This is a genomic window from Arthrobacter sp. V1I9 (genome assembly GCF_030817075.1).
GTDB lineage: Bacteria > Actinomycetota > Actinomycetes > Actinomycetales > Micrococcaceae > Arthrobacter.
Window position 1 is genome coordinate 1,106,006 of the sequence record NZ_JAUSYU010000001.1, and the last position, 23,235, is coordinate 1,129,240.

Here is a 23,235-nt window from a genome sequence, read left to right on the forward strand (position 1 = left end):
TCAACACTTTCTGACCCCGGAGCGCCGACAACGTGGCGGTCCCTTCTGCACAGGCCAGTCCCGTAATGACGGGCTGGTCATCGGCTGCAACCCCTACCCGCACAGCAACCAAGGTAAGAGGCGCACTCATGACCGAGCCCGAACACAACCCCTTTGGCTTCATCGGCCTGACCTACGACGACGTCCTGCTCCTGCCTGGCCACACCGAGGTCATCCCTTCGGAAGCCGATACGTCCTCCCGGATCTCAAAGCGCATCACCGTGCAGACGCCCCTGCTGTCCGCGGCCATGGACACGGTGACCGAGTCCCGGATGGCGATCGCCATGGCCCGCCAGGGCGGCCTGGGCGTGGTTCACCGCAACCTGTCCATCGCCGACCAGGCGGACCAGGTGGACCGCGTCAAGCGCAGCGAATCCGGGATGATCACCAACCCGCTGACCATCCGGCCCGAGGCAACCCTGCGCGAACTGGATGACCTCTGCGCCCAGTACCGCGTGTCCGGCCTGCCGGTGGTGGACGAGGACAACCGCCTGCTGGGCATCGTCACCAACCGCGACACCCGCTTTGTGCCCGAGGCCGACTTCCCGCTGCGGCTTGTCAGCGACGTTATGACCAAGATGCCCCTCGTGACCGGCCATGTTGGCATCAGCCGCGAGGAGGCCTCGCACAAGCTGGCGACGAACAAGATCGAAAAGCTGCCGCTGGTGGACGAGCAGGGCCGGCTGAAGGGCCTGATCACCACCAAGGACTTCACCAAGGCCGAGCAGTACCCGCTGGCCACCAAGGACGACGAAGGCCGCCTCCGCGTGGGCGCTGCCATCGGCTTCTTCGGGGACGGCTGGGAGCGCGCCATGGCACTGGTGGATGCCGGCGTCGACGCCCTGTTCGTGGATACCGCGAACGGCCACTCGCAAGGCGTGCTGGATATGATCCGCCGCCTCAAGTCTGATCCCGTGGCGGCGCACGTTGACGTCATCGGCGGCCAGGCTGCCACCCGTGAAGGCGCCCAGGCCCTGATCGACGCCGGCGCGGACGGCATCAAGGTGGGCGTGGGGCCGGGTTCCATCTGCACCACCCGCGTGGTGGCCGGGGTGGGCGTCCCGCAGATCACCGCCATCTACGAATCCGCCAAGGCAGCCATCCCCGCCGGCGTTCCGCTGATCGCCGACGGCGGCCTGCAGTACTCAGGCGACATCGGCAAGGCGCTGGTTGCCGGCGCCGACACCGTGATGCTGGGCTCCCTCCTGGCCGGCTGCGACGAGTCACCGGGCGAGCTGATCTTCGTCAACGGCAAGCAGTTCAAGTCCTACCGCGGCATGGGCTCCCTGGGCGCCATGCAGTCCCGGGGCAAGAACACGTCCTACTCCAAGGACCGCTACTTCCAGGCGGACGTCTCCGGCGATGACAAGCTCATCCCCGAGGGCATCGAAGGCCGTGTGGCCTACCGCGGGCCATTGGCTTCCGTGGCGTACCAGCTGGTGGGCGGCCTGCGCCAGACCATGTTCTACACCGGTGCCCCCACCGTTCCTGAGCTGAAGGCCCGCGGCAAGTTCGTACGGATCACCCCGGCCGGGCTGAAGGAATCGCACCCGCACGATATCCAGATGACCGTCGAGGCCCCGAACTACGGATCACGCTGACAACCGTTCCTGATCGGACGAAGGGCCAGCCGCAACGCCGGCTGGCCCTTCGTCCGTATGCCCGGGCCGTAGCCCAGGTCCTGCGCGTCAGCTTCCGGGCCTCCCCGGGCGCGGTAGTCATGAAAGTGCTCGGTTCGCTGATCTCGGCGGTGCTTCCGCTGGTCACCACCTACTTCGCGGCGCTCACCACCACGGCGCTGGCCGCGGCCTACTCGGGAGATGCCGGAGCCGGGCAGCTGGCGATCGTCTACGTCATCATCACCGCTGCCCTGGGGCTTTTCTGGGGCGCGTTCAACAGCGTGGACCGGTACATCCAGCAGCTCATGAGCTTCAAGGTGGGAGCCATCGTTGGCGACCAGATGTACGAGCGGTTCCTTGCCCTCGAGTTCTGGCGCTACGACGACAAAGAAACCGTGGACCTGTACGACCGCGCCAAAAGGTTCTCCGACTCCTACGCACGGGTGCTGGACCGGATCGCCGCGATCTTCACCCAGCTCGTCTCGGTCATCCTCGCAATCGGTGCCCTGCTGCTGGTCAGCTGGTGGATAGCCGTGATCGTGCTGGTGGCCATCGTGCCCAGCGTGTACCTCCAGTTCAAGCTGTCCCGGGAACAGATCGCCCACTGGAACACGCAGGTGGATTCCCGGCGGCAGCGCCGGATGATCGAACAAAACCTGCTCCGGCCACAGCACATTGCCGAGATGCGTCTCTACGGCATTGTGGGCTTCCTGATGGACTTCCGGTCCAGGCTCCGCGACGCGGACGAGCGCCGCCGCCTTGATTTCCAGCGCCGCTACATCCCCAAGCAGCTCGCCGCCGACGCCCTGCAGTACGGCGCCGAGGTGGTCTCGCTGATCTGGGTGGTAGGCCAGATTATCGCCCGCGCCCAGCCTGTGGGCCAGTTCCTCTACGTGCAGCAGATCGTCAGCCGGGCACTGTCCACGGCCAACAGCCTGGTGTCTTCCCTCAGCTCCATCGACGAGGACCTGGCCAACCTCAAGGACTACGAACTGTTTATGGCGCTGCCGGTCCACGCCGAGCACGCGCCTCCGTTGCTGGAGACCCCGAAGACCGTGGAAATGAAGGACATCCGCTTCACCTACACGGGCAGCGATATCGAGGTGATCCGCGGAATCAGCATGACCATCCGGGAAGGCCAGCACATCGCGATCGTGGGCGAGAACGGCGCCGGAAAGTCCACCCTGATCCGGATTCTGGCCGGCCTCTACAGCCCGGACTCCGGGCAGGTGATGCTCGACGGCGTGGACCTCGCCGCCGTCGACGTGACCTCCTGGCACCGGCATCTCGCAGTACTGAGCCAGGAGTTCCTGAAGTACGAGTTCGCCACCGCTGCGGAGAACATCTACTTCGGCGACGTCGACTCGCCCCGGAACGATGACCGCATCCGCAGGGCCGCCGCGGACGCCGAGGCCCTGGACTTCATCAACAAGCTGCCCAACGGACTGGACAACCACGTCAGCAACTGGATGGAGGATCCCCGGGGCCGCAAGGGCAGCGGGCTCTCCGGCGGCCAATGGCAACGGCTGGCAATGGCCCGCAACTTCTACCGGGACGCCTCGTTCATGGTGATGGACGAGCCCACGTCCGCCATCGATGCCCTCGCCGAACACCGCATCTTTACCCGCCTCTTCGCGGACCGCAGCAGCACCATCATCGCCATCAGCCACCGGCTCGCCACCATCGAAAAGGCGGACATCGTGTACATGCTCGAAGACGGCCAGATTGTGGAACAGGGCACGCACAATGAACTCGTGGCGTTGCGGGGCCGTTACTTCAGGATGTTCGAATCCCAGCTCACCTCCGAGGAGACCGAAGAGGTGTAAGGTCCACCACCGTGGTGCGGACCCGGGCAAGGCTCGGCTGCGGCGGAACGCTGCTGAAGCCGAACTCCACTGCCGGCAGAATCTGGGCCAGTTTTCCGGCGTCCACCCCGTCCCAGCTGACGACGGCGGAGCTGATGCTGTGGAGGTCACTCACCCCGTAATACTCGTGCCGGCCGCTCCCGGCTGTTCCCGAGGTACGCGACCCGCCACTGAGAACGGCGGCAACCGGGCTGATCGCCTGGAGCCAGCGAGGATGGACCGCGAGGGGCCGGGGCACTGCCCGCAGCGCACTGCCCAGGATGGTCCTCCCGCCAAGCCGGGCGCGGACAGCCAGGGAGCCGGCGTCGACCGTCAGTAGACCACGGGCCAAAGTGGTGCCGACCTCCACCACCCGGACCTCGTCGAAGCTGTAGGTGCTGGAGATGAAATCGGCCACCTCCCCGGTGGGTGCCAACAGCAGCCTGTGCCCGGAGGGCTGCTGGACCATGACGTCGGCGAAGGCGCCGAAGGGGGAGTGCTGCCACAGGCCCACTACGGCGCGCAGCCCGGACGCGGTGCCGATCCCGGCGATGTGCCCGTCAAAAATCCAACGTGAACCCATCCAGCCACTGTAGCCAAGGACAGTACTGCTGCTGGGATAACCTAGAGCAGTGACTTACGAGATCGAGATCGGCCGTGGCAAGCGTGGGCGTCGTGCCTACTCCCTGGATGACATTGCGATTGTCCCCAACCGTCGTACCCGCGACCCCAAGGACGTTTCCGTCTCCTGGCAGATCGACGCCTACCAGTTCAGCATGCCCGTCATCGCCGCGCCTATGGATTCTGCCATGTCTCCGGCGACGGCCATTGCGCTCGGCAAGCTCGGCGGCCTCGGCGTCCTTGACCTCGAGGGCCTCTGGACCCGATACGAGGACCCGCAGCCTGTCCTTGACGAAATCGGCGCCCTGGAAGACGAGACCAACAGCCCGGCCGTGACGGGTCGGATGCAGGAGCTGTACAAGGCCCCCATCCAGCCCGAACTGATCACCTCCCGCCTCGCCGAGATGCGCGCCGCCGGCGTGACGGTGGCCGGGTCGCTGACCCCGCAGCGCACGCAGGAGCACTACAAGACCGTGGTGGCCGCCGGCGTCGACATCTTTGTGATCCGCGGCACCACCGTGTCAGCGGAGCACGTCTCCAAGGACCACGAGCCGCTGAACCTCAAGCAGTTCATCTACGAACTGGACGTGCCCGTAATCGTGGGCGGCGCGGCAGGCTACACGCCCGCGCTGCACCTGATGCGCACCGGTGCAGCCGGTGTGCTGGTGGGCTTCGGCGGCGGTGCCACCACCACCACCCGCCGTGCCCTGGGCATCCACTCGCCGATGGCGTCGGCGATTTCCGACGTTGCTGCCGCCCGTCGTGACTACATGGACGAGTCCGGCGGCCGCTACGTCCATGTCATTGCCGACGGCGGCATGGGCAGCTCGGGCGACATCGTCAAGGCCATTGCCATGGGCGCCGACGCCGTGATGTTGGGCAGCGCCCTCGCCCGGGCCGAGGAGGCACCCGGCAAGGGCTGGCACTGGGGCCAGGAAGCCCACCACCTTGAACTGCCCCGCGGTGACCGCGCCAACGTCGGCACCGTTGGTCCGCTCGAGGAAGTCCTTTTCGGACCGGGCCACCACACCAACGGAACCTCCAACCTCATCGGCGCGCTCCGCCGTTCCATGGCGACCACCGGCTATTCGGACCTGAAGGAATTCCAGCGGGTCGACGTCGTGGTTTCCCCCTACGCAGGGAACTGACGCGCGGCGGATGGGCCCATTGCTCCCTGCCGCCCTGCCCAAGCGTGCCGCAACGAAGTAGGGTGGTCTCACTACCGGGACTAGTGGCACTGGAGGCGTTCGATGAAGAGTGTTCCTGCTAACGGTGGGGCCTTGGGCCCCGCAGCCAGGGAAGCAGCCATCCAACGGCTGCGTGCAACCGCGGAGCCGGGCCAGGAACTGGACATCCTGATTGTCGGCGGCGGGATCGTGGGTACCGGCGCGGCCCTTGACGCCGTCACCCGGGGGCTGGACGTGGGGATCGTCGAGGCGAGCGACTGGGCAGCCGGTACGTCCTCCAGGTCCTCAAAACTCATCCACGGCGGTCTGCGCTACCTGGAGATGCTCGACTTTGGCCTGGTTAAGGAGGCGTTGCAGGAGCGCGGGCTGCTGCTCTCCGAATTGGCGCCGCATTTGGCCCGGCCGGTGCCGTTCCTGTATCCGCTGACAAAACCCTTCTTCGAGCGCCCCTACGTGGGCGCCGGCATTGCACTGTACGACGCCATGTCCGTCTCCAGCGGCCACAGCAGGGGTGTGCCGTTCCATAAACACCTCAGCAGGCGGGGCACGCTGCGGGCGGCGCCCAGCCTGAAGAACGATGCCTTTGTGGGCTCCATCCGGTACTACGACGGCCAGGTGGACGACGCGAAATACTGCGCCAACCTCATCCGGACAGCTGCCTACTACGGCGCCCACGCAGTAAACCAGATGGCCGTGGTGGACTTCCTGCGCGAAGGCGAACGCGTCGTGGGGGCCAAAGTGGTCAACCACGAGGACGGGACGCGGTTTAACGTCCGTGCCAAGCAGGTCATCAACGCCACCGGAGTCTGGACGGACGAAACCCAGGCCATGGTCACCGACCGCGGCCAGCTGAAGGTCCGCGCCTCGAAGGGAATCCACCTGGTGGTTCCGCGGGACCGGTTCCAGTCCACCGTGGGACTGATCCTGCGCACCGAAAAGTCGGTGCTGTTTGTCATTCCCTGGGGCCGGCACTGGATTATCGGCACCACGGACACCGACTGGCACCTGGACAAGGCCCATCCCGCCGCGTCCAGCAAGGACATCGACTACATCCTGGAACACGTCAACAAGGTCCTGAAGCGCCCCCTCACCCGGGAAGACGTGGAAGGCGTCTACGCCGGCCTGCGCCCGCTGCTGGCCGGAGAAAACGACTCCACCGCCAAGCTGTCGCGCGAACACGTGGTGGCACACCCCGTGCCCGGCCTGGTGGTGGTGGCCGGTGGAAAGTGGACCACGTACCGGGTCATGGCCAAGGACGCCGTGGACGAGGCAACCCGCACCATGGACGAGCGGGTACCGCCCAGCTGCACGGAAACCATCCCGCTGCTGGGAGCCAGCGGCTACAAGGCGGCCTGGAACCGACGAAACCGCACGGCGGAGGAATCGGGCGTCCATGTGGCCCGGATTGAGCACCTGCTCAACCGGTACGGGTCCCTGACGCCCGAGGTACTGGCCATCATCGCGGAGAACCCTGCCCTGGCCGAGCCGATCCCCGGTGCCGATGACTACCTGCAGGCCGAAGCCGTGTACGCGGCAAGCCACGAGGGTGCCCGCCATGTCAACGACGTCCTGACCCGGCGGACCAGGATATCCATCGAGGCCTGGGACCGTGGTGTGTCTGCCGTGCCCGTAGTCGCTAAACTGATGGGTGACGTCCTTGGCTGGAGCGACGCCCAACGTGAGAATGAGGTCAGGCACTATATTGCACGGGTGGAGGCGGAGCGCCTTAGCCAGCAACAGCCGGACGACGAATCCGCAGACGCCGCCCGCCTGGGTGTGGAAGACATCGTGCCCTTGCGCTGAGGGGCCGCAGCACCAGCACTCGCTGACTGAAGGGATACGCCTTGGCGGAACCACTTGACCGGTACGATGCCGGCCTCACCACACCCGAAATGGTGATCCTGGAGCTTGAGGCATCGGACAAGGCGGACGCCGCCACCCAGCTCGCGGAGCGCCTTTTCGCCGCCGGACGGGTATCGGATCTGCCCGGATTCCTCAAGCACGTCAATGCGCGTGAGCACCAGCTGGCCACCGGGCTCCCGGGCGGGATCGGGCTGCCCCATGCCCGCAGCGAGTTCGTGTCCCGCACCTCCATAGCTGTCGGCATTGCCAAGTACGGCCACGCGCTGGACTTCGGTGCCGCGGACGGTCCGGCCACGGTGATCCTGCTGATCGCCACCCCTGCCAGTTCCTTCTCGGACCACCTCGAGGTCCTGGCCACCCTGGCCCGCTCATTGTCCAAAGAGTCATTCCGCGAATCGCTGCGCCGCGCCTACGATGCCGAAGTGATCGCAGAGCTCATCAATTCCAGCCTGGTGTTTTTCGACCACTGACGCCCAGGCCACGGGGCTCCTTCCCGCAGGATGCCGCGGCCGGATCCTGCGGCCGAACTGGACTGTCCCACCCCGGGCGTTTAGTTGTTCTACAAGGGAACGAAGTACGGTTAAGGCGTGTGGAAAACAGCCCTCAAACCCCGATGGATCGCAGGTTTCATCTTCGCGATCGCTATTTCCGGGGTGTTCGTGCTGCTCAGTCAGTGGCAATTCGGGCGCTCCACCCAGCCGGAAGTGCCGGTCAACCCGGCCACCGAGCAGGTGCAGCCTCTGACCGAAACGCTGGAGCCAGGGGATTTCTTCCACGGTACCGACGCCGACCAGATGGTCAGCGCGCAGGGAACCTATGACCCGGCCAAGCAGGTCCTGGTCCCTGGCCGCCTGCATGGCGGCAAGACGGGTTACTGGGTGGTCTCCGCCTTCGCCGTCACCGGCGCCCCCACCCTCAGCGGCGTTGCCGCGTCGCCCCAGACGTGGATCCCGGTTGCCCGTGGATGGGTGGCAGACCCCGCAGACGCTCTAGCGCCGCCGTCGGGCACTGTTGAACTGACCGGACGGCTGCTTCCGTCCGAAGCTCCAGTGGCAGGGACGGCAGCCGCCCCCGGTGAGGCCACGGCGGTTTCGGTGGCCGAGCTGATCAATTACTGGGAAGTCAGCAGCTATCCCGGCTTTGTTGCAGCCACCGCGGAAATTGCCGGTGGTGCGGACCTCAGCCCGGCGGCAGTGCCGGGGGACCTTATTCCCCTGCAGATCGGCCCGCAGCCGCCTGCCCAGCAGATCAACTGGCTAAACCTCTTTTACTCCCTTGAGTGGGTTGTCTTCGCCGGCTTTGCCCTCTTTATCTGGTGGCGGCTGGTCAAGGACGACCACCACCGGGATCTTGAGGAGAGCCTCGACGATGACGACGACAACCCGCTGCTCCACGAACAGAACCAGCAACCTGCACAGAACCAGCAAAAGGTACAGCCATGATTGATCCGAAACCCGCCAACCCGGCTGGAAACACCAACACAGCCGCAGGCGACAACACTGCAGGCAAGGCGTCCGGCAAAAAGCGCCGCTTCGGCGGCACCGAGGCGCAGATCCGCTCGGCCCTGAAGTTCTACAAGGTGCTGGCCTACCTCACAGGCGCCATGCTGCTGCTGCTGTGCGCCGAACTGATCGCGCGGTACGGATTCGGGCAGTACCTCTTTGCCGGCGGCACCAACGCCGTGACTGGCCAGCCGTTCGGCTTTGGTTTCGCGGATGCGGAACCGCCGGGGGTGCTTGGTGGAGTCAACCTGTCCGTCACGGTCCTCATTGTGCACGGCTGGATGTACGTGGTTTACCTGATGTCTAACTTCCGGCTCTGGTCCCTCATGCGCTGGCCGTTCCTGAAGATGATCCTGCTGGCGCTGGGCGGTGTCATTCCGTTCCTGTCCTTCATCGTGGAGAAGAAGTTCCATGCTGAGGTAGAGGCAGAGCTCGCGGCCAACCCCCAGGCGCCGCAGAGGTACTAGGCAGCCGCCGTAAACGGGGGAGTTCGCTCCGTCACAGGGCAGCTTCTCAAGGTGCGCCGGTGCAACGGCGGCCAGTAGGCTAGTACGGTGACTACTCCCACTGCATCCCAGACTTCCCAGAAGCCGGTGCTGGTTGTTGACTACGGTGCCCAGTACGCGCAGCTGATTGCCCGCCGCGTCCGGGAAGCGAATGTGTATTCGGAAGTGGTTCCGCATACCTACACAACCGAGCAACTCCTGGCCAAGAACCCCGCCGCCATCATCCTTTCCGGCGGCCCCTCCAGCGTCTACGCTGACGGTGCCCCCAGCGTCGGTCCCGACCTTTTCGAAGCCGGCGTTCCCGTTTTTGGTATCTGCTACGGCTTCCAGGCGATGGCCAATGCCCTGGGCGGCAAGGTGGACAAGACCGGGCTGCGGGAGTACGGCTCCACGGAAACCACCATTCTCGGCGAGGGCCGGTCGGTCCTGGAGGGCATGCCCCAGCACCAGAACACCTGGATGAGCCACGGTGACTCCGTCCACGAGGCGCCGGACGGCTTTGAAGTCCTCGCGACGACGGCGGGTGCTGAAGTAGCTGCCTTCGCCAACGAGGAAAAGGGCCTGTTCGGAGTCCAGTGGCACCCCGAGGTCAAGCACTCCGCTTACGGCCAGCAGGTGCTGGAAAACTTCCTCTTCAAGGGCGCCCGGCTGGAGCCGAACTGGACCACCGGCAACATCCTCGAGGAGCAGGTGGAGCGCATCCGCAAGCAGATCGGCGACGCCCGGGTTATCTGCGGCCTGTCCGGCGGGGTTGACTCCGCCGTTGCGGCCGCCCTCGTCCAGCGTGCGGTCGGCGACCAGCTCACCTGTGTTTTTGTGGACCACGGACTGCTGCGTGAAGGCGAAGCGGAACAGGTGGAACGCGACTTCGTCGCAGCCACCGGCGTGAAGCTCTACGTCGCCAACGAGCAGGAACGCTTCCTGTCCGCCCTTGCCGGCGTCAGCGATCCGGAAACCAAGCGCAAGATCATAGGCCGCGAATTCATTCGTGCCTTCGAAGAGGCAGAACTTGCCATCATCGCCGAGGCAGCCGCCCATGGCGAGAAGATCAAGTTCCTGGTCCAGGGCACGCTGTACCCGGACGTCGTCGAATCCGGCGGCGGCGAAGGTGCTGCGAACATCAAGAGCCACCACAATGTGGGTGGCCTGCCCGAGGACCTGCAGTTCGAACTCGTGGAGCCGCTGCGTGCCCTGTTCAAGGACGAGGTCCGTGCCGTCGGTGCCCAGCTGGGACTCCCGCAGGAAATCGTGGGCCGCCAGCCCTTCCCCGGACCGGGGCTAGGGATCCGCATCGTCGGTGAGGTCACCAAGAGAACGGCTGGACCTGCTGCGCAAAGCCGACGCCATTGCCCGTGCAGAGCTGACAGCAGCCGGCCTGGACAACGAGGTCTGGCAGATGCCGGTGGTCCTGCTCGCCGACGTCCGCAGCGTGGGCGTCATGGGCGACGGCCGCACGTACGGCCACCCCATCGTGCTCCGTCCCGTCTCCTCGGAAGACGCCATGACCGCGGACTGGTCACGCCTGCCGTACGAGCTCCTCGCCAGGATCTCGAACCGCATCACCAACGAGGTGGAGGGTGTCAACCGCGTAGTGCTCGATGTCACCAGCAAGCCGCCGGGAACCATCGAGTGGGAATAGCATCATGAGTGGCCGGCCTCCGGTGAAGGAGGCCGGCCACTGCTGTTTCTTCAGCGAAAACCTCCGTAATTTCGCCTGCTCCAGTGTTGCGGTCTCTCAGTCCGGGCGTGGAAGCGGCTACGCTCGAATGCATGCCGGTATGGTCCAAGGCGTCACGTGCAAACGCAGAAAAGAAGGCAGAAGTGTCAGTTGGTCAAGGCCACCCGGAAGGCTCCGAGGAGCTCCGTAAATGGCTGTCCGGGCTCAAACCCGTCACCGGGGCGGATACGATGCTGCGCTTCACCAAGACCCCCGAAGGCTCCATCGACCTGACGCACGCCCACCCGTCCGGCCTCGCCCAGCTCATGGCCGGGCGCAAGACCCGGCTTTCGACTCTGATCCGGGACCGTCAGCAGTACGTCGTGGCGGCCAGGGCTTCCCGCAACATCCGGTCCAAGATTTTCGAGCTTGCCAATGACCGCGGTATCGACGCCGGCTACTTCTCCGCGGGCACGGTGGTGTGGACTTCCGCGGTGGGGGGCAAGCCGCAGCGCATTTCCGCTCCGGTGATGCTCACGGCGATTTCGCTCACTGTCCGTCCGGGGGAGGACGACTACGAACTGCAATTGACTGAGCAGGCGCACATCAATCCGGCCCTGGTGCGGCACCTGAAGAACACCCACGGGATTGTCTTCGACGTCAATGCCGTCACCCGCCTCGCCTACAGCACCGCCCGCTTCGATCCCCAGCCCGTCCTGGACAAGCTGGCAACACTGATTCGGCCCATCCACGGCGCCGAGGCACAGCACAATCTGCTGGTTTCCACGTTCGCTGACCTTTCCGGGAACCTGGACGATCCTTGGATCAACGACTCAAACCCCCTTGTGTCCGCCCTGGCCACTGCGGCAGGCGGCGAAGTTGTGGACTTCGACGAGCCGGATCCGTCCCGTTTCCCTTCACTGGACAGCAGGCACCCCCGCGACGAGATGCTCCTGCTGGATGCAGACGTTGACCAGCAGTACGTGATCGACGCAGCGCGTGCGGGTGATTCCCTTGTGGTCAGCAGCCCGCCGGGCTCCGGCCAGACCCAAACGGCCATCAACACCATCGGTGCCCTCGTGGACGCTGGAAAGACGGTCCTGGTTGTAGGCGACCGCCGTGCCAGCCTCAACGGAATTTCGGGCCAGCTCGAAGGCCTGGGCCTTGAGTCCATCCTGTTCCAGCTGTCCGGGAACGTGACTCCGCAGCAGCTGAAGGGCCAGTTGGTCCGCGCGATCGTCCGGAACGAAAAGTCCCTGGAACCCCAGCTCGGAAACCTGCACGGCACCCTGACCGAGCACCGTCACGCGCTCATGGACCATGTGGCGTCCCTGCACAACGTCCGCCAGCGCTGGGGCTGCTCGCCCTACCAAGCCATGCAGTCGCTCGCCGAGCTGACGTCGATCCACCCCGCACCGGCCACCACCGTGCGGCTGAAGCGCAGTGTCCTGGACAGCATCCGGGACCGGGACGAGCTTGCCGGCAGGCTCCGGCGCGCCGCCGAGCTGGGCAGCTTCAGCAAGGCGTCCACCACGAGCCCCTGGCACGGCGCACGTCTCCTCACGCGCAAGGAGACCGAGGAGGCCCAGGACCTGGTCCGGTCCGTGGAGAAGGGCCTCCCGGCCTTGCGCGAACGCATGGACGCCGTGGCGGAGCACGCGGAAATCCGGCTCGGCGCTTCCTTCGCCGAATGGGGCGAGCAGCTCGAGCTCCTCGTCGCCGTCCGCGGAAGCCTGGACAAGTTCACCCCGGACATCTTCGACAGGCCAGTCACTGACCTCATCTCGGCCACCGCGCCGTCGGCCTGGCGCCGTGAGCGCGGCATCGAGTTGACCGCAATGCAGCGTTCGCGGCTGCGCAGGGTGGCCAAGGAATACGTCCGGCCCGGTGTGCACATTGCCGATCTCCACAGCTCCCTGGTCCTGGTCCAGGAACAGCGTGCGTTGTGGGCGGGCTATGCCACCACTCAGCGCCACCCTGCAGTGCCGTCCGGGCTGGCGGAAATCAACGTGATGTACCGCGCCCTGGAACGGGAACTCACCCAGCTGGGAGAGGCACTCCGGCACACGGAGGCGGGCGGCGAGCTGTCCACAATCCGTTATGAAGAGCTGATGGAGCGGCTTGAGCGGCTGGTGGCCGACGCCGACACCCTCAAAACGCTGCCGGAGCGCACCCTGCTGGTGGAGAACATGCGCGAGCATGGGCTGGGGGAGCTCCTGGCCGACCTGGCCGAACGCGAGGTTCCGGCAGGTTCAGTCGCTGCCGAACTTGAACTTGCATGGTGGCAGTCGGCGCTGGAAGCGATGATCAGCGGGGACGACTATCTCGCCATGTCCGACGGTGACGCCCTGCGGCAGCTCGAGGCCGAATTCCGTCTGGCGGACAACGCGCACATCGCCAGCGGTGCAGCACGGCTCCGCTGGGATTTGGCCGAGCGCTGGCGGGCTGGCATCGCAGCCCACCCCCGGCAGGCAGACCTCATGCGAAGCCTCCTCAAAGACGGCAGGGTTTCCCTGCCCGCGCTGACGGCACAGGCTCCCGACCTGATCGGCACCCTCGTTCCGGTCTGGTCCGTCAGCCCCTACCTGATGACCGGGCTGCTGCCCGCGGAACAGCGCTTCGATGCCGTGGTCATCCTCGACTCCGAAGCGACCTCGCTCCAGGCCGTGCTGCCGTCGATTGCCCGCGCCCGCCAGGTTATTGCCTTCGGCGACGCCATGATCGCCAGCCCCCGGACGTTTACTGTGGGCGTGGAGCGGCTGGCAGCAGGCGAACCGCCACACCAACGGGTAGAGAGTGCCTTCAAGGCGCTCTCGGCAGTGCTCCCCGTATGGCGGCTGAACTTCGTCTACCGCGCGGTCGACGAGGACCTGGTGCTCCAGCTCAGCAAGAGCTTTTACGACGGCGCCCTGCGCCGCCTTCCGGAGGGCCAGTCCGCTACCGGCCTGGACCGGTCCCTGGTGGTGGAGTACCTGCCGGACGGCACCGGCCTTCCGAGCGCGGACCACGAAGGCGTGGAGTCGGTGGTGGCTGAGGTCAACCGGGTGGTGCAGCTGGTCTTCGAACACGCCCGCACCCGCCCCCGCACGTCCCTTGCCGTGGTCACAGCAAGCCTCCGGCATGCTGCCCGGATTGGCGAGTCGATCCGGCTCCAGCTGCCCAACCACCCGGGCCTTGCAGGATTCTTTGGCGCCGGACCCGAGTCATTCCGGGTCGTAGACCTGGAACGAGCCCAGGGCCTGGTGCGCGACCACGTCATATTCTCTCCGGGCTTTGGACGCACCCCGCACGGCCGCGCCCTGCATAACTTCGGTCCGCTCTCCGCTGAAGGGGGACGGGAGAAATTCGCCCTGGCCATGACCCGGGCCCGCAGGTCCATTCACGTGCTGACCTGCTTCCGGCCAGAAGACCTGGACCACACCCGGCTGACGCACGGGGCGGTGGACCTGTACGCACTGCTGGACCGTGAGATTGCGGGAAACACGGACCTGGGGACTCCCGCTTCCCGGGCCGCTGCCAGCGAACAGGCACTCGGTGCCGATCCACTGGTAGCGGACCTGGGGGACCGGCTCCGGGCACGGGGCGCCCGGGTCTGGCACCAGTATGACGGCGCGATCGACGTTGTGGCAGCCGCGGATCCGCTGAACACCATGGGCCGGGACGAGACCGACCTCCCATGGCCGGTAGCCATCGAGTCCGACGGCACCGAGCAGTACCGCACCATGAGCGTCCGCGAACGGAGCCGGCTGCGGCCGCAGCTGCTGGAGCGGCTCGGGTGGCGGTACATGCCGCTGTGGACCATAGAGGTGTTTACGGATCCTTCAGCCTGCGCTGACCGGATTGCAGGTTACCTGGGCCTTGAGCGGGTGGTGCTTCCCGGCCGGCCAGCAACTTCAACAGGGTTCCTTGACGACGACGTTGACCAGGCGCTCAATGGTATCGACGCCGGGGAGCAGGCCCGGCGCCGGCCGCAGGACAAAGACTTGGACAGCAAGGAGGCGGTCCCCGTGGCCCCTGAAGAGAACGAAAAAGGCTCTGCGGACGGGCAGTCCGTCCCCGTGGATCCGGCCTCCGAAGACGAGCAGGGCCAGGACCAGGAGCAGGGCAAGGGCCAGGGGCAGGCCGGGACTGAAGGCATTCTGCCCACGAAGGCCTCGGAAGATGACCCGAGGCGCTGGGGCGATGCCGACGATGACCATGACGCCTGGCTGAAGGAACAGAAGCCGCCGCACTGGGGCTGACGGGCCTGGGCTCACCCTGAAGTCAGGGTGGGCTAAGGGCCAACGAGGACGAAGAACAGTTTGCCCTGGGTGGAAGCACCGGCCAGCCGCGCAGCCTGCTCGGAACTGGCCGCAACCACTATAAGCCCGTCCGTCTCGGCCGTGCCCAGCCACTGGCCGCTTCCGCCGCCCTTCCCGGAGGTCCACAGTACCGGCACGGCTGTTGCCAGGACTTCGGACGGTGCCTGCTGGTCGAAGCCGTTGCCCGCGGTCAGCACCACGTTCACAAGCTGCCCGGGCGAGACGAGCTGGATCGAGGACGGATCAGCCATTCGAAGGGGCACAGCGGCCGAGCCAGGCGGGGTGCCTGCCAGGAGCCCGGGACCGAGCAGTTGGGCGTCCGTCAGCAGCTGTCCCTTGCGCAGCGGAGCCGCCAACTGTTTACCGGCCAACTTGCTCTCTTCATCCAGGAAACCGGCGGCCATCATGGTCGGCGGCACCTGCACATGGGCCAGGTCCGTCGCCTTCATCGTTGAGCCGGCCGGTAGATCCCTCGCAGCCGCCAGAGCGGTGACGGTGTGGACGGGTGCGGGAGTGAGCTGATGCACGGTGATGGACGCAGCCGCGCACAGGAGCAGCGCCACGGCGAGCCGCCGGTTGCGGCTCAACCATCCGCTGAACCGGGCCGTTGCGGATCTGCGGCCGGAACTGCCGGGACGGCGAGGGGTGCGGGGGTAGCGGGAGCCGGCCCGGCCCGGGCGGAGAAGGTTTGCAGGCATGCGCCTACGCTATGGCGGCTGCGAACACCCGCGACAGATGCGCGGTGCGCTATGTGGACAAGCCGGACGGGCCGGCGTCGGACACGCCTGCTTAGCTGGCTGCAGCCGCCGGAGCGGACGCGGCAGGCGCCGCGGCGGGAGCGGGCGTTGCCGCGGGGGCCGGCGAGACGGTGCTTCCCTTGGAGTCCCGGGAATCGGTGCGGTAGAAGCCGGATCCCTTGAAGACGACACCAACGCTGTTGAACTTCTTGCGCAGTGTCCCCTGGCACTCGGGGCACGAGGTCAAAGTGCTGTCCGAAAACGACTGGACGATGTCGAAGGCATGGCCGCAATCCTTGCAGGCGTACGCGTACGTTGGCACTAGTGCTCCTCCTCTTGGGCAAACGAGAGGTCCCGTGCTGCGCGGACGGAGTTACCGTTTAGCAGTCGCAGGGCCTGAGTGCTAATTCTATCATCCCCGCAACGCCGGACTGCGAGCTTCAGTGGTGGCCGTCGAGCAGCCGAATTCCGGAAGGCGCGAGGACGGCAGGGACGGGGCGGTCGAACTCCTCCTCGGGGATCTCACCGGCGGACAGCAGCTCTTCGTCATAGATGATGGCGGCCAGCGGAATATTCTTCCCCGCCGTGGCGAGATGGCCCAGGAACTTGTCGTAGTACCCGCCGCCCTGCCCTACCCTGTTGCCTGCCAGGTCGACGGCGGTGGCCGGGATGAAGAGGGCGGCGGCGGTTCCGGCCACATCGGGTCCGTGCCGGTCGCCCTTGGGCTCCAGGATCGGCGCGTACCGGCTCTGCTCAAAGCCGGCATCGGGGTTCCAGAAGACCCACGCCAGTTCCCGCCCGGGTTCGCACACCGGGAGCAGGGCCCGGTGGCCGTTGTTGTGGAGTGCGTTGATCAGCGGAAGGGTGGGCGGTTCGACGCCGACCCCGAAGTAGACGCAGAACGTGGCAGGAGCGCCGCCGGTCATGGATGCCGCCCAGTCAGCGCCGTGGCGGGCGATTCCTGACCCGGCCGCCTCCAGCTGCTGCTGGGTGAGGGCGGCCCGCCGCCGGCGGTGGGCGGTACGGATCCTGGCCTTGATTTCCTTGGCGTCCTCGAGCATGGTGTCTTCCTCCATCGGGTTGTGGCGGCGCGGGCTGTGGCCGCAGGGCGGCCGGCGGCCGGTCAATAATTACTGAATGCTTGACGCTGACGTTAGATTAGTCGGGTGAGTACCAGTAACCCCAGAGTTCGCAAAGCCGTAATACCCGCTGCCGGACTCGGCACCAGGTTCCTGCCTGCCACCAAGGCCATGCCAAAGGAAATGCTTCCGGTCGTGGACAAGCCTGCCATCCAGTATGTGGTCGAGGAAGCCGTGAATGTAGGCCTCAACGACATCCTGATGATCACCGGAAGGAACAAGCGGGCCCTCGAGGACCACTTCGACCGCGTACCAACCCTGGAGTCCACCCTTGAGGACAAGGGCGATACGGCGAAACTGGAGTCCATCCAGGCTGCAAGCAACCTGGGCGACATTCACTATGTCCGCCAGGGCGACCCGAACGGCCTTGGCCATGCTGTCCTCCGTGCCAGGCAGCATGTGGGCAATGAAGCCTTCGCCGTCCTCCTGGGCGATGACCTCATTGACGCCCGCGACGAACTGCTCAGCACCATGATCGAGGTGCAGGCGCACACGGGAGGGTCCGTCGTCGCACTCATCGAGGTTGAGCCGTCCCAGATCAGCGCCTACGGCTGTGCCGACATCGCGGAGATCGACGGCGAGGGCTACGTGCGTGTCAACCGCCTGGTGGAAAAGCCCTCCGCCGAGGAAGCCCCTTCCAACCTTGCGGTCATTGGCCGGTACGTACTGCACCCCGCCGTCTTCGATGTCCTCGAGCGCACCGGACCCGGGCGGGGCGGCGAAATCCAGCTCACCGACGCCCTGCAGGAACTCGCGGCCGGAGAGGGCGAGGGGCAGGGCGTGTACGGCGTCGTTTTCCGGGGACGCCGCTACGACACGGGTGACAAACTGAGCTACCTCAAAGCCTGCGTGCAGCTCGCCATTGACAGCGATGACCTGGGTCCCGGCCTGCGGGAGTGGCTTCCGGGCTTCACCGCCGGCCTGTCCAAGTAGCACTGTGCGCCCCGGCCCCATCTGGCCCGTGACTTTGGAGTGCGGAGACCTGGTCCTGAGGCCCATCAGGTACCGGGACAAAAAAGAGTGGACAGAAGTGCGGGCCCGCAACAGCCAATGGCTGGCGCCATGGGAAGCTTCCAACCCGGACCCGGCCGGAGGCCTCCCTGATTACCGGCAAATGGTCCGTTCCCTGAACGCGCAAGCGGCACAGGCAACGGCCCTTCCGTTTGTGATTACGGAACGTTTTCCTGCCAGCAGGAACCCTGCGATCGTGGGCCAGTTGACTGTTTCGTCGATCGTGTGGGGATCGGCCATGATGGCGACTCTCGGGTACTGGGTGGACCAGTCGCGGGCGGGGCGGGGGATAGCGCCCACCGCTGTGGCACTGGTGACCGACCACTGCTTCCGGACCCTGGGGCTGCACAGGATGGAAATCAACATCCGGCCCGAGAACGGGCCAAGCCTGCGGGTGGTGGAGAAGCTAGGTTTCCGGGATGAGGGATACCGGCCGCGCTACCTGCACATCAACGGCGAATGGGCAGACCACCGGTCCTTTGCCTTGACATCCGATGAAGTTCCAGAGGGGCTGTTGCACCGCTGGCTTGCCTCCCGGCCGTCATAAATCCATTGATTTGTCAGCCGCGCCACGACACACCGGTGCTAATGCGGCTGCAGCCGACGTGATGCTCATACGGTTTTGAGTGTGGACTTCCCCCTTAGCAGCTCAGTGATCCTTGTGGTTGCCGTTGTGCTCTGGATTGTATGGGTTGCCCCCTACGTCCTCCGGAACCGCCGGCACCAGTTCCAAGCCGCCGGCGACTTCCTGGCAGACGTCCCCGCCGATGAAATACCGGACCCGCGAGCAGGGCTGGTTCTGAAGGTCGCCGCCCAGCAGGAGAAAGCCATGGACACCAGGAAGAGCGCCGGATCCGCTACGGCCACCGCCCCCGCTGCGCCGACGGGCCAGTTCCGGATCCGATATGGCCGGACGGCTCTTGCCCTGGTGGGACTTGTCTTCCTGCTGACCGCGTTCGTCTCTGCGGTACTGCTGGCATTTGGGCTGGGCGCCCCAGCCCTTCCCCTCGCCTGCGCGGCCTTGACAGTGGGGTCGGTGGCCCTTCTTCGCTGGCTGGCTGTCCGGGACCGCAAGGCCAAAGTGAACGCTGCTTTCCGCTCGGCGATGAGCGCACCTGCTCCGCAGCCCGCAGCTGCCCCCGTCCCGCCCAAGCCCGAAGCCGCGCCCGTGCGCGCGGAGAGCCCGCTCTTTGACGCCGAGGCCGACAAGCCGAAGATCAAGCCCTTGACAGCAGTGGAACTGCGCGAGGCGGCACTTGCCGTCGCCGTCGCCGCCGGTGACACCAGTGCAGTCCAGGCTGCACCGAGCAGCACCTGGGATCCTGTGGAGGTGCCCAAGCCGGTTTATGTCGAGGCGGCCAAGGCGGAGCGGCCCGCGCCTGAGCCGCTCGAGCTGCCTGAGGCCCCGAAGGCAACCGGCAAGCCGTCCCTCAAGCAGGGCGCCACCGCTGTTCCCGCCACAGCGGCTCCGGATGCCCAGCAGCTCAGCAAGGCCCAGAGCGCGCTGAGCAATCTCGACGACGTATTGCAGCGCCGCCGGGCATGAGTTTTCGGTCCCGGCCCCAGTTGCTCGACCCGCCTTTGCGGCGCCGGTTTGGCATTGGGTCAGGAAAATTTGTAGCCTAGGTTCACCGGTGCCGCACCTGAAGGAAAGCGGCTGGTTCCCGGGGTTATAGCTCAGTTGGTAGAGCGCTTCGTTCGCATCGAAGAGGTCAGGGGTTCGAATCCCCTTAGCTCCACAAATTTCTCCCGGCCAAGTAGGTGCCGCCCTCGTGGCCGGCTGCCTTTTTCCTACAGCCAGCCCTTCTTCTTGAAGATGGCGTACATAAGGCCAGCTGTCGCGGCCATCAGGCCGATAGCCATCGGGTAGCCCAGGTCCCAGTGGAGCTCCGGCATCTGGTCGAAGTTCATGCCGTAGACGCCGGCCACGAAGGATGGCGCGAAGAAAATCGCAGCCCAGGAGGAAATCTTTTTCACCTGTTCGTTCTGTTCGGCGCTGGCCTCGTTCTGCCGGTTGGCGGTGAGGGTACCGTCCAGTGTCAGTGCGTTCTGCAGCAGGTCGCGGAAGGAGTCCGCCCTGGAGATCACCCGCTCCACGTGGTCTTCCACATCACGAAGGTTGTGACGGAGGTTGCTTTCGACATCGTACTTTTCAAAACCACGCTCGAGCTGGTGCAGCATGTCCGGCAGGGGGTGGATGGCCCGCTGGAACTGGATCACCTCGCGGGCGAGTTCGTAGATGCGGCGGGACACGGTGGTATCGCCGCTGAAGAGCTGGTCTTCGATCTCATCGATGTCGTTTTCAAGCCCGGCCACCACCGGCCCGTAGTCATCCACCACCCGGTCCAGCAGGGCGTAAAGGACGGCCTCGGGCCCGTGCCGCAAAAGGTCCGGCCTGCTTTCGAGCCGCTGCCGCACCCGTGCCACGCCGGCCGTCTCGGCATGCCGCACAGTAACCACGAAGTTTTTGCCGGTGAAGATATGGAGTTCGCCGAACTCCACGGTCTCCGTGGCGTCCAGGTACCGGGCAGGCCGAAGGACGGTGAACAGGTTGTCTTCGTAGCGCTCAAGCTTGGGACGCTGGTGCGCGGAGATGGCGTCTTCCACGGCCAGGGCGTGCAGTCCGAACTCCGTGGCCACCGCCGCCATTTCCTCGGCAGTGGGGCGGTAGAGGCCGATCCAGGCCATCCCGCCGTGGTGCGCCAGGGTCTCGAACGTCTGTTCCAGGTTTTCGGGCTCGGTGTGGCGCACGCCGTCAACGTAAACGGCGTTATCAATGATGGTCATGGCCTGCTGTCCTTCGCCAAGGTGGTGCGCGGCATCAGGACATCGCCCCGATGATGGCGCCCGAAACGGTCATGGCCAGCAGGTCGTGGCCGGAATCGATCAGGGTGACAGCGGCAGGCCGGCCCGCGAAGCCGTTGTGTATCACGTGGCCGCCGGCGCGGAAGACCAGCCCCACAAGGAGGGCAAACCAGCCCCCTGCCAGGGCATTGTCCAGCCCGAGCTTGCTGATCAGGACAGCCAGCAGGATCGCCGTCAGGGCCGCCGCCACCACCATGGGGACCCAGACTCCGGCTCCGCCGCTCATGTTCTTGAGATCGTCCTCGGTCTTGCCGATGGCCGCCATCCACCTGTTCCCCAGGACGGCCGGCATGTACCAGACAAAGCCGATGGCCATGGAGGCGATGAAGGCAAGCAGCACGGCGAGCCAGTTGATCTGTGTAACGTACGAGAGCCAATCCATTCTGAAAATCCTAGCTGTCCGTCCCAGCCCCGGCGGTCGGTGGTGCTTTGGCCAAGGCGTGTTGGCTGGCCCCGGCAGCTTTGGCCAGGCCGCTGATCAGGGGCTCGGTCCTGTAGGGGATGTGCGTGTGCAGCGCCAGGACCGTTTCGGTGCGGATCACGCCCTTGATCCTCAGGACCTGCCGCAGGGCCGCCTGGAGGTTGTGGGTATCGGTAGCCACCACCCGGCACCAGACGTCGCCCCGCCCGGAGATCTCATGCACTTCAAGGACCTGCGGGATCAGCCGTAGCGCACCCACCACCCCGTCCAGCTCACGGTGCGAAACCTCGATAGTCACGAATGCCACCACGTCAAATCCCACGGCATCGAGGTCCACCTCGCGGCCGCCGGACCGCAGGACCCCGGCCCGGAGCAGGCGCCGCACCCGTGACTGCGCCGTGTTCCGGGCAACCCCGAGTGCATCGCTGAGCTCACCGATCTGGATCCTCGGGTCCCGGATGAGCTCCAGGAGGATCTTCAGGTCGGTGGGGTCCAGATTGTTCAAATGGTCACTCTCCGTCACTGCAGCATTGAGTATTTGATGATCCTGCTCAATTGTGGCACCACATTCCGCTCGAACGGGCAGAAATGCTGCATCCTAGAGCTATCACATGTCCACCCGCGGCGGGCTCCCACAAGGACCACCTGCCGCGGCAGCAGCAAAGGCGGCACAATGACGGTCTTCAGCGAACTCCGCATGCGTCCGGCTCCAGCCACCACGACCGGCTGGGATGCGTCCGTGACTGCACGTTTGGTGCTGGCCGGTGCCGTCATTTTTACGCTCCTGGTGGGCGCCAACCTCGCCACGCCCCTGTACCCGCTCCTGCAGGCGGAACTCGGACTGTCGTCGCTGGACGTCACTGCGGCGTTTACCAGCTACGTGCTGGCTCTAGTGGCCACGCTGATGGTGGCAGGGCACTGGTCAGACCACATCGGGCGCAGGGCTGCCCTGATCCTGGCCGTTGTTGCCGGTTTGGCGGGCGGCTGGCTCTTTGCCGAGGCGCAGAACCTTGCCGGGCTGTGCGCGGGCCGGGCGCTGCAGGGAATTGCCGTTGCCCTTGCCACCGGCGCCAGTGCCGCCGCCCTGCGGGAACTGCTGCCCTCACGCCCGGAGTGGGCCTCGCGCTTCACGCTGCTGGCTTCTGCCGGGGGAGTGGCCTCAGGTCCGGTCATCGGCGGGTTCCTGTCCCTGCTTCCCGGGGCCACATCGGCGCCGTACTACATTCATGCTGCAGTCCTCGCAGCGCTGCTGGTCCCGCTGTACCTCCTGCGTGCCCGCCCTGCCATCCGGCCGCCGGCAGGCCCCAGGCCGCTGCACCTGCTGGCACCGCGCCGGCCTTCCGTGACGCGGGAGGCGAGGGGCGCGTTCTGGCTAGCCTCCGGCGTCGGCTTCCTCAGCTTCGCGGTCTTTGGTTTCTGCCTCTCGCTGGCTCCCGGCTACTTCGCCCAGATCCTGGGTGTGGAGAGCCGGCCGGTGATCGGTGTGCTGGCTGGCCTCACCCTTGGGGCGTCTGCGCTGACCCAGCTGGTGACCCTGCGCGGCCGTTACGTTGTCCCGGGCGGGCTGGCGGTCCTCGGCGCTTCGGTTCTCCTGCTCGGCGGTGCAGGGGCATGGAACAGTCCTGTGTTGCTGGTGGCAGCCAGTCTTGCCGCCGGCGTGGGACAGGGCCTCGCTTTCCGCACTGTGTTCAATGACGTGGCCGCCCGGGTGGAGCCCGCCCGCCAGGCGCAAACCATCAGCGCAATGTACGTCATCACCTACCTCGGCAGCGCGGTCCCGGTCCTGGGGCTCGGCTGGGCCGCGGGCGTGTTCGGCCTGGTGGCTTCCGTGGCCGGATTCGTGCTGCTCTGTGGCTCGGCCGCGCTTGTTATGGCTGCGGTCACGCTCCGCCGCGCAGTGCGCACCCGGGCTTAAGCCAGCAG

General features: G+C 66.0%; 19 protein-coding genes, 1 tRNA gene and 1 pseudogene. 14 read left to right on the top strand and 7 right to left on the bottom strand.

Features of this window, described 5'->3' with window-relative positions; genetic code table 11:
• Positions 1-128 precede the first annotated feature (128 nt).
• Together guaB and QFZ70_RS05270 are read left to right on the top strand one after the other, a co-directional pair.
• Entirely contained in the window at positions 129-1,640 is a 1,512-nt protein-coding gene (gene guaB, locus QFZ70_RS05265) for an IMP dehydrogenase (RefSeq protein WP_307094399.1), read from the top strand.
• A 119-nt stretch (positions 1,641-1,759) separates the two neighbouring features.
• Complete coding sequence (locus tag QFZ70_RS05270) at positions 1,760-3,484, top strand: ABC transporter ATP-binding protein (RefSeq protein ID WP_307094400.1); 1,725 nt, start codon at positions 1,760-1,762, stop codon at positions 3,482-3,484.
• Here QFZ70_RS05270 and QFZ70_RS05275 read toward each other — a convergent pair.
• Positions 3,456-4,085 (bottom strand): hypothetical protein, encoded by a 630-nt coding sequence (locus tag QFZ70_RS05275; protein ID WP_307094401.1) that lies wholly within the window; start codon positions 4,083-4,085, stop codon positions 3,456-3,458. The genes QFZ70_RS05270 and QFZ70_RS05275 overlap by 29 nt on opposite strands.
• 49 nt (positions 4,086-4,134) lie before the next feature.
• Here QFZ70_RS05275 and QFZ70_RS05280 point away from each other — a divergent pair, with 49 nt between their 5' ends.
• From QFZ70_RS05280 to QFZ70_RS05310, 7 genes and pseudogenes are all read left to right on the top strand, one after another.
• Positions 4,135-5,271 carry a GuaB3 family IMP dehydrogenase-related protein gene (locus QFZ70_RS05280; RefSeq protein ID WP_307094402.1) on the top strand — a complete coding sequence of 379 codons (1,137 nt, stop codon included), beginning with the start codon at positions 4,135-4,137 and terminating at the stop codon, positions 5,269-5,271.
• A gap of 102 nt (positions 5,272-5,373) precedes the next feature.
• Positions 5,374-7,113 (top strand): glycerol-3-phosphate dehydrogenase/oxidase, encoded by a 1,740-nt coding sequence (locus tag QFZ70_RS05285; protein ID WP_307094403.1) that lies wholly within the window; start codon positions 5,374-5,376, stop codon positions 7,111-7,113.
• Positions 7,114-7,154: 41 nt separating this feature from the next.
• Positions 7,155-7,643, top strand: a complete 489-nt coding sequence (locus QFZ70_RS05290) for a PTS sugar transporter subunit IIA (RefSeq protein WP_307094404.1) — start codon at positions 7,155-7,157, stop codon at positions 7,641-7,643.
• A 117-nt stretch (positions 7,644-7,760) separates the two neighbouring features.
• Positions 7,761-8,615, top strand: coding sequence for an SURF1 family protein (locus QFZ70_RS05295; protein WP_307094405.1), 855 nt, complete (start codon positions 7,761-7,763; stop codon positions 8,613-8,615).
• On the top strand, positions 8,612-9,142 hold the full coding sequence (locus QFZ70_RS05300; protein WP_307094406.1) for a DUF3817 domain-containing protein: 531 nt from the start codon (positions 8,612-8,614) through the stop codon (positions 9,140-9,142). The genes QFZ70_RS05295 and QFZ70_RS05300 overlap by 4 nt, the downstream gene beginning before the upstream one ends.
• Before the next feature lie 87 nt (positions 9,143-9,229).
• Positions 9,230-10,820: pseudogene (gene guaA, locus QFZ70_RS05305) on the top strand (glutamine-hydrolyzing GMP synthase).
• Between the two features lie 131 nt (positions 10,821-10,951).
• Entirely contained in the window at positions 10,952-15,079 is a 4,128-nt protein-coding gene (locus QFZ70_RS05310) for an AAA family ATPase (protein ID WP_307094407.1), read from the top strand.
• A gap of 32 nt (positions 15,080-15,111) precedes the next feature.
• Here QFZ70_RS05310 and QFZ70_RS05315 read toward each other — a convergent pair whose 3' ends face one another.
• From QFZ70_RS05315 to QFZ70_RS05325, 3 genes are all read right to left on the bottom strand, one after another.
• Positions 15,112-15,837, bottom strand: coding sequence for a Flp pilus assembly protein CpaB (locus tag QFZ70_RS05315; RefSeq protein ID WP_307094408.1), 726 nt, complete (start codon positions 15,835-15,837; stop codon positions 15,112-15,114).
• Positions 15,838-15,928: 91 nt separating this feature from the next.
• Positions 15,929-16,198, bottom strand: a complete 270-nt coding sequence (locus QFZ70_RS05320; RefSeq protein WP_307094409.1) for an FmdB family zinc ribbon protein — start codon at positions 16,196-16,198, stop codon at positions 15,929-15,931.
• Positions 16,199-16,316: 118 nt separating this feature from the next.
• Positions 16,317-16,937, bottom strand: a complete 621-nt coding sequence (locus tag QFZ70_RS05325; protein WP_307097801.1) for a 5-formyltetrahydrofolate cyclo-ligase — start codon at positions 16,935-16,937, stop codon at positions 16,317-16,319.
• Between the two features lie 105 nt (positions 16,938-17,042).
• Between QFZ70_RS05325 and galU the strand changes: the two genes are divergently transcribed.
• The 4 genes from galU to QFZ70_RS05345 all read left to right on the top strand — a co-directional run bounded on the left by galU (position 17,043) and on the right by QFZ70_RS05345 (position 19,765).
• Positions 17,043-17,948, top strand: a complete 906-nt coding sequence (gene galU, locus QFZ70_RS05330) for a UTP--glucose-1-phosphate uridylyltransferase GalU (RefSeq protein WP_307094410.1) — start codon at positions 17,043-17,045, stop codon at positions 17,946-17,948.
• Between the two features lie 4 nt (positions 17,949-17,952).
• Entirely contained in the window at positions 17,953-18,573 is a 621-nt protein-coding gene (locus QFZ70_RS05335) for a GNAT family N-acetyltransferase (RefSeq protein ID WP_307094411.1), read from the top strand.
• An 81-nt stretch (positions 18,574-18,654) separates the two neighbouring features.
• Entirely contained in the window at positions 18,655-19,572 is a 918-nt protein-coding gene (locus tag QFZ70_RS05340; RefSeq protein ID WP_373461538.1) for a hypothetical protein, read from the top strand.
• A 120-nt stretch (positions 19,573-19,692) separates the two neighbouring features.
• Positions 19,693-19,765 (top strand) — tRNA-Ala (locus QFZ70_RS05345).
• A 52-nt stretch (positions 19,766-19,817) separates the two neighbouring features.
• Here the strand turns inward: QFZ70_RS05345 and corA are convergent.
• From corA to QFZ70_RS05360, 3 genes are read right to left on the bottom strand one after another with little or no spacing between them, the layout of a single operon-like run.
• On the bottom strand, positions 19,818-20,813 hold the full coding sequence (corA, locus tag QFZ70_RS05350; protein WP_307094412.1) for a magnesium/cobalt transporter CorA: 996 nt from the start codon (positions 20,811-20,813) through the stop codon (positions 19,818-19,820).
• A gap of 34 nt (positions 20,814-20,847) precedes the next feature.
• Positions 20,848-21,273 (bottom strand): DUF1761 domain-containing protein, encoded by a 426-nt coding sequence (locus QFZ70_RS05355; protein WP_307094413.1) that lies wholly within the window; start codon positions 21,271-21,273, stop codon positions 20,848-20,850.
• Between the two features lie 10 nt (positions 21,274-21,283).
• Complete coding sequence (locus QFZ70_RS05360) at positions 21,284-21,817, bottom strand: Lrp/AsnC family transcriptional regulator (protein ID WP_307094414.1); 534 nt, start codon at positions 21,815-21,817, stop codon at positions 21,284-21,286.
• A 168-nt stretch (positions 21,818-21,985) separates the two neighbouring features.
• Between QFZ70_RS05360 and QFZ70_RS05365 the strand changes: the two genes are divergently transcribed.
• Positions 21,986-23,227: an MFS transporter gene (locus QFZ70_RS05365; protein ID WP_307094415.1), complete on the top strand. Its 1,242-nt coding sequence runs from the start codon at positions 21,986-21,988 to the stop codon at positions 23,225-23,227.
• The last annotated feature ends 8 nt before the right edge of the window (positions 23,228-23,235 follow it).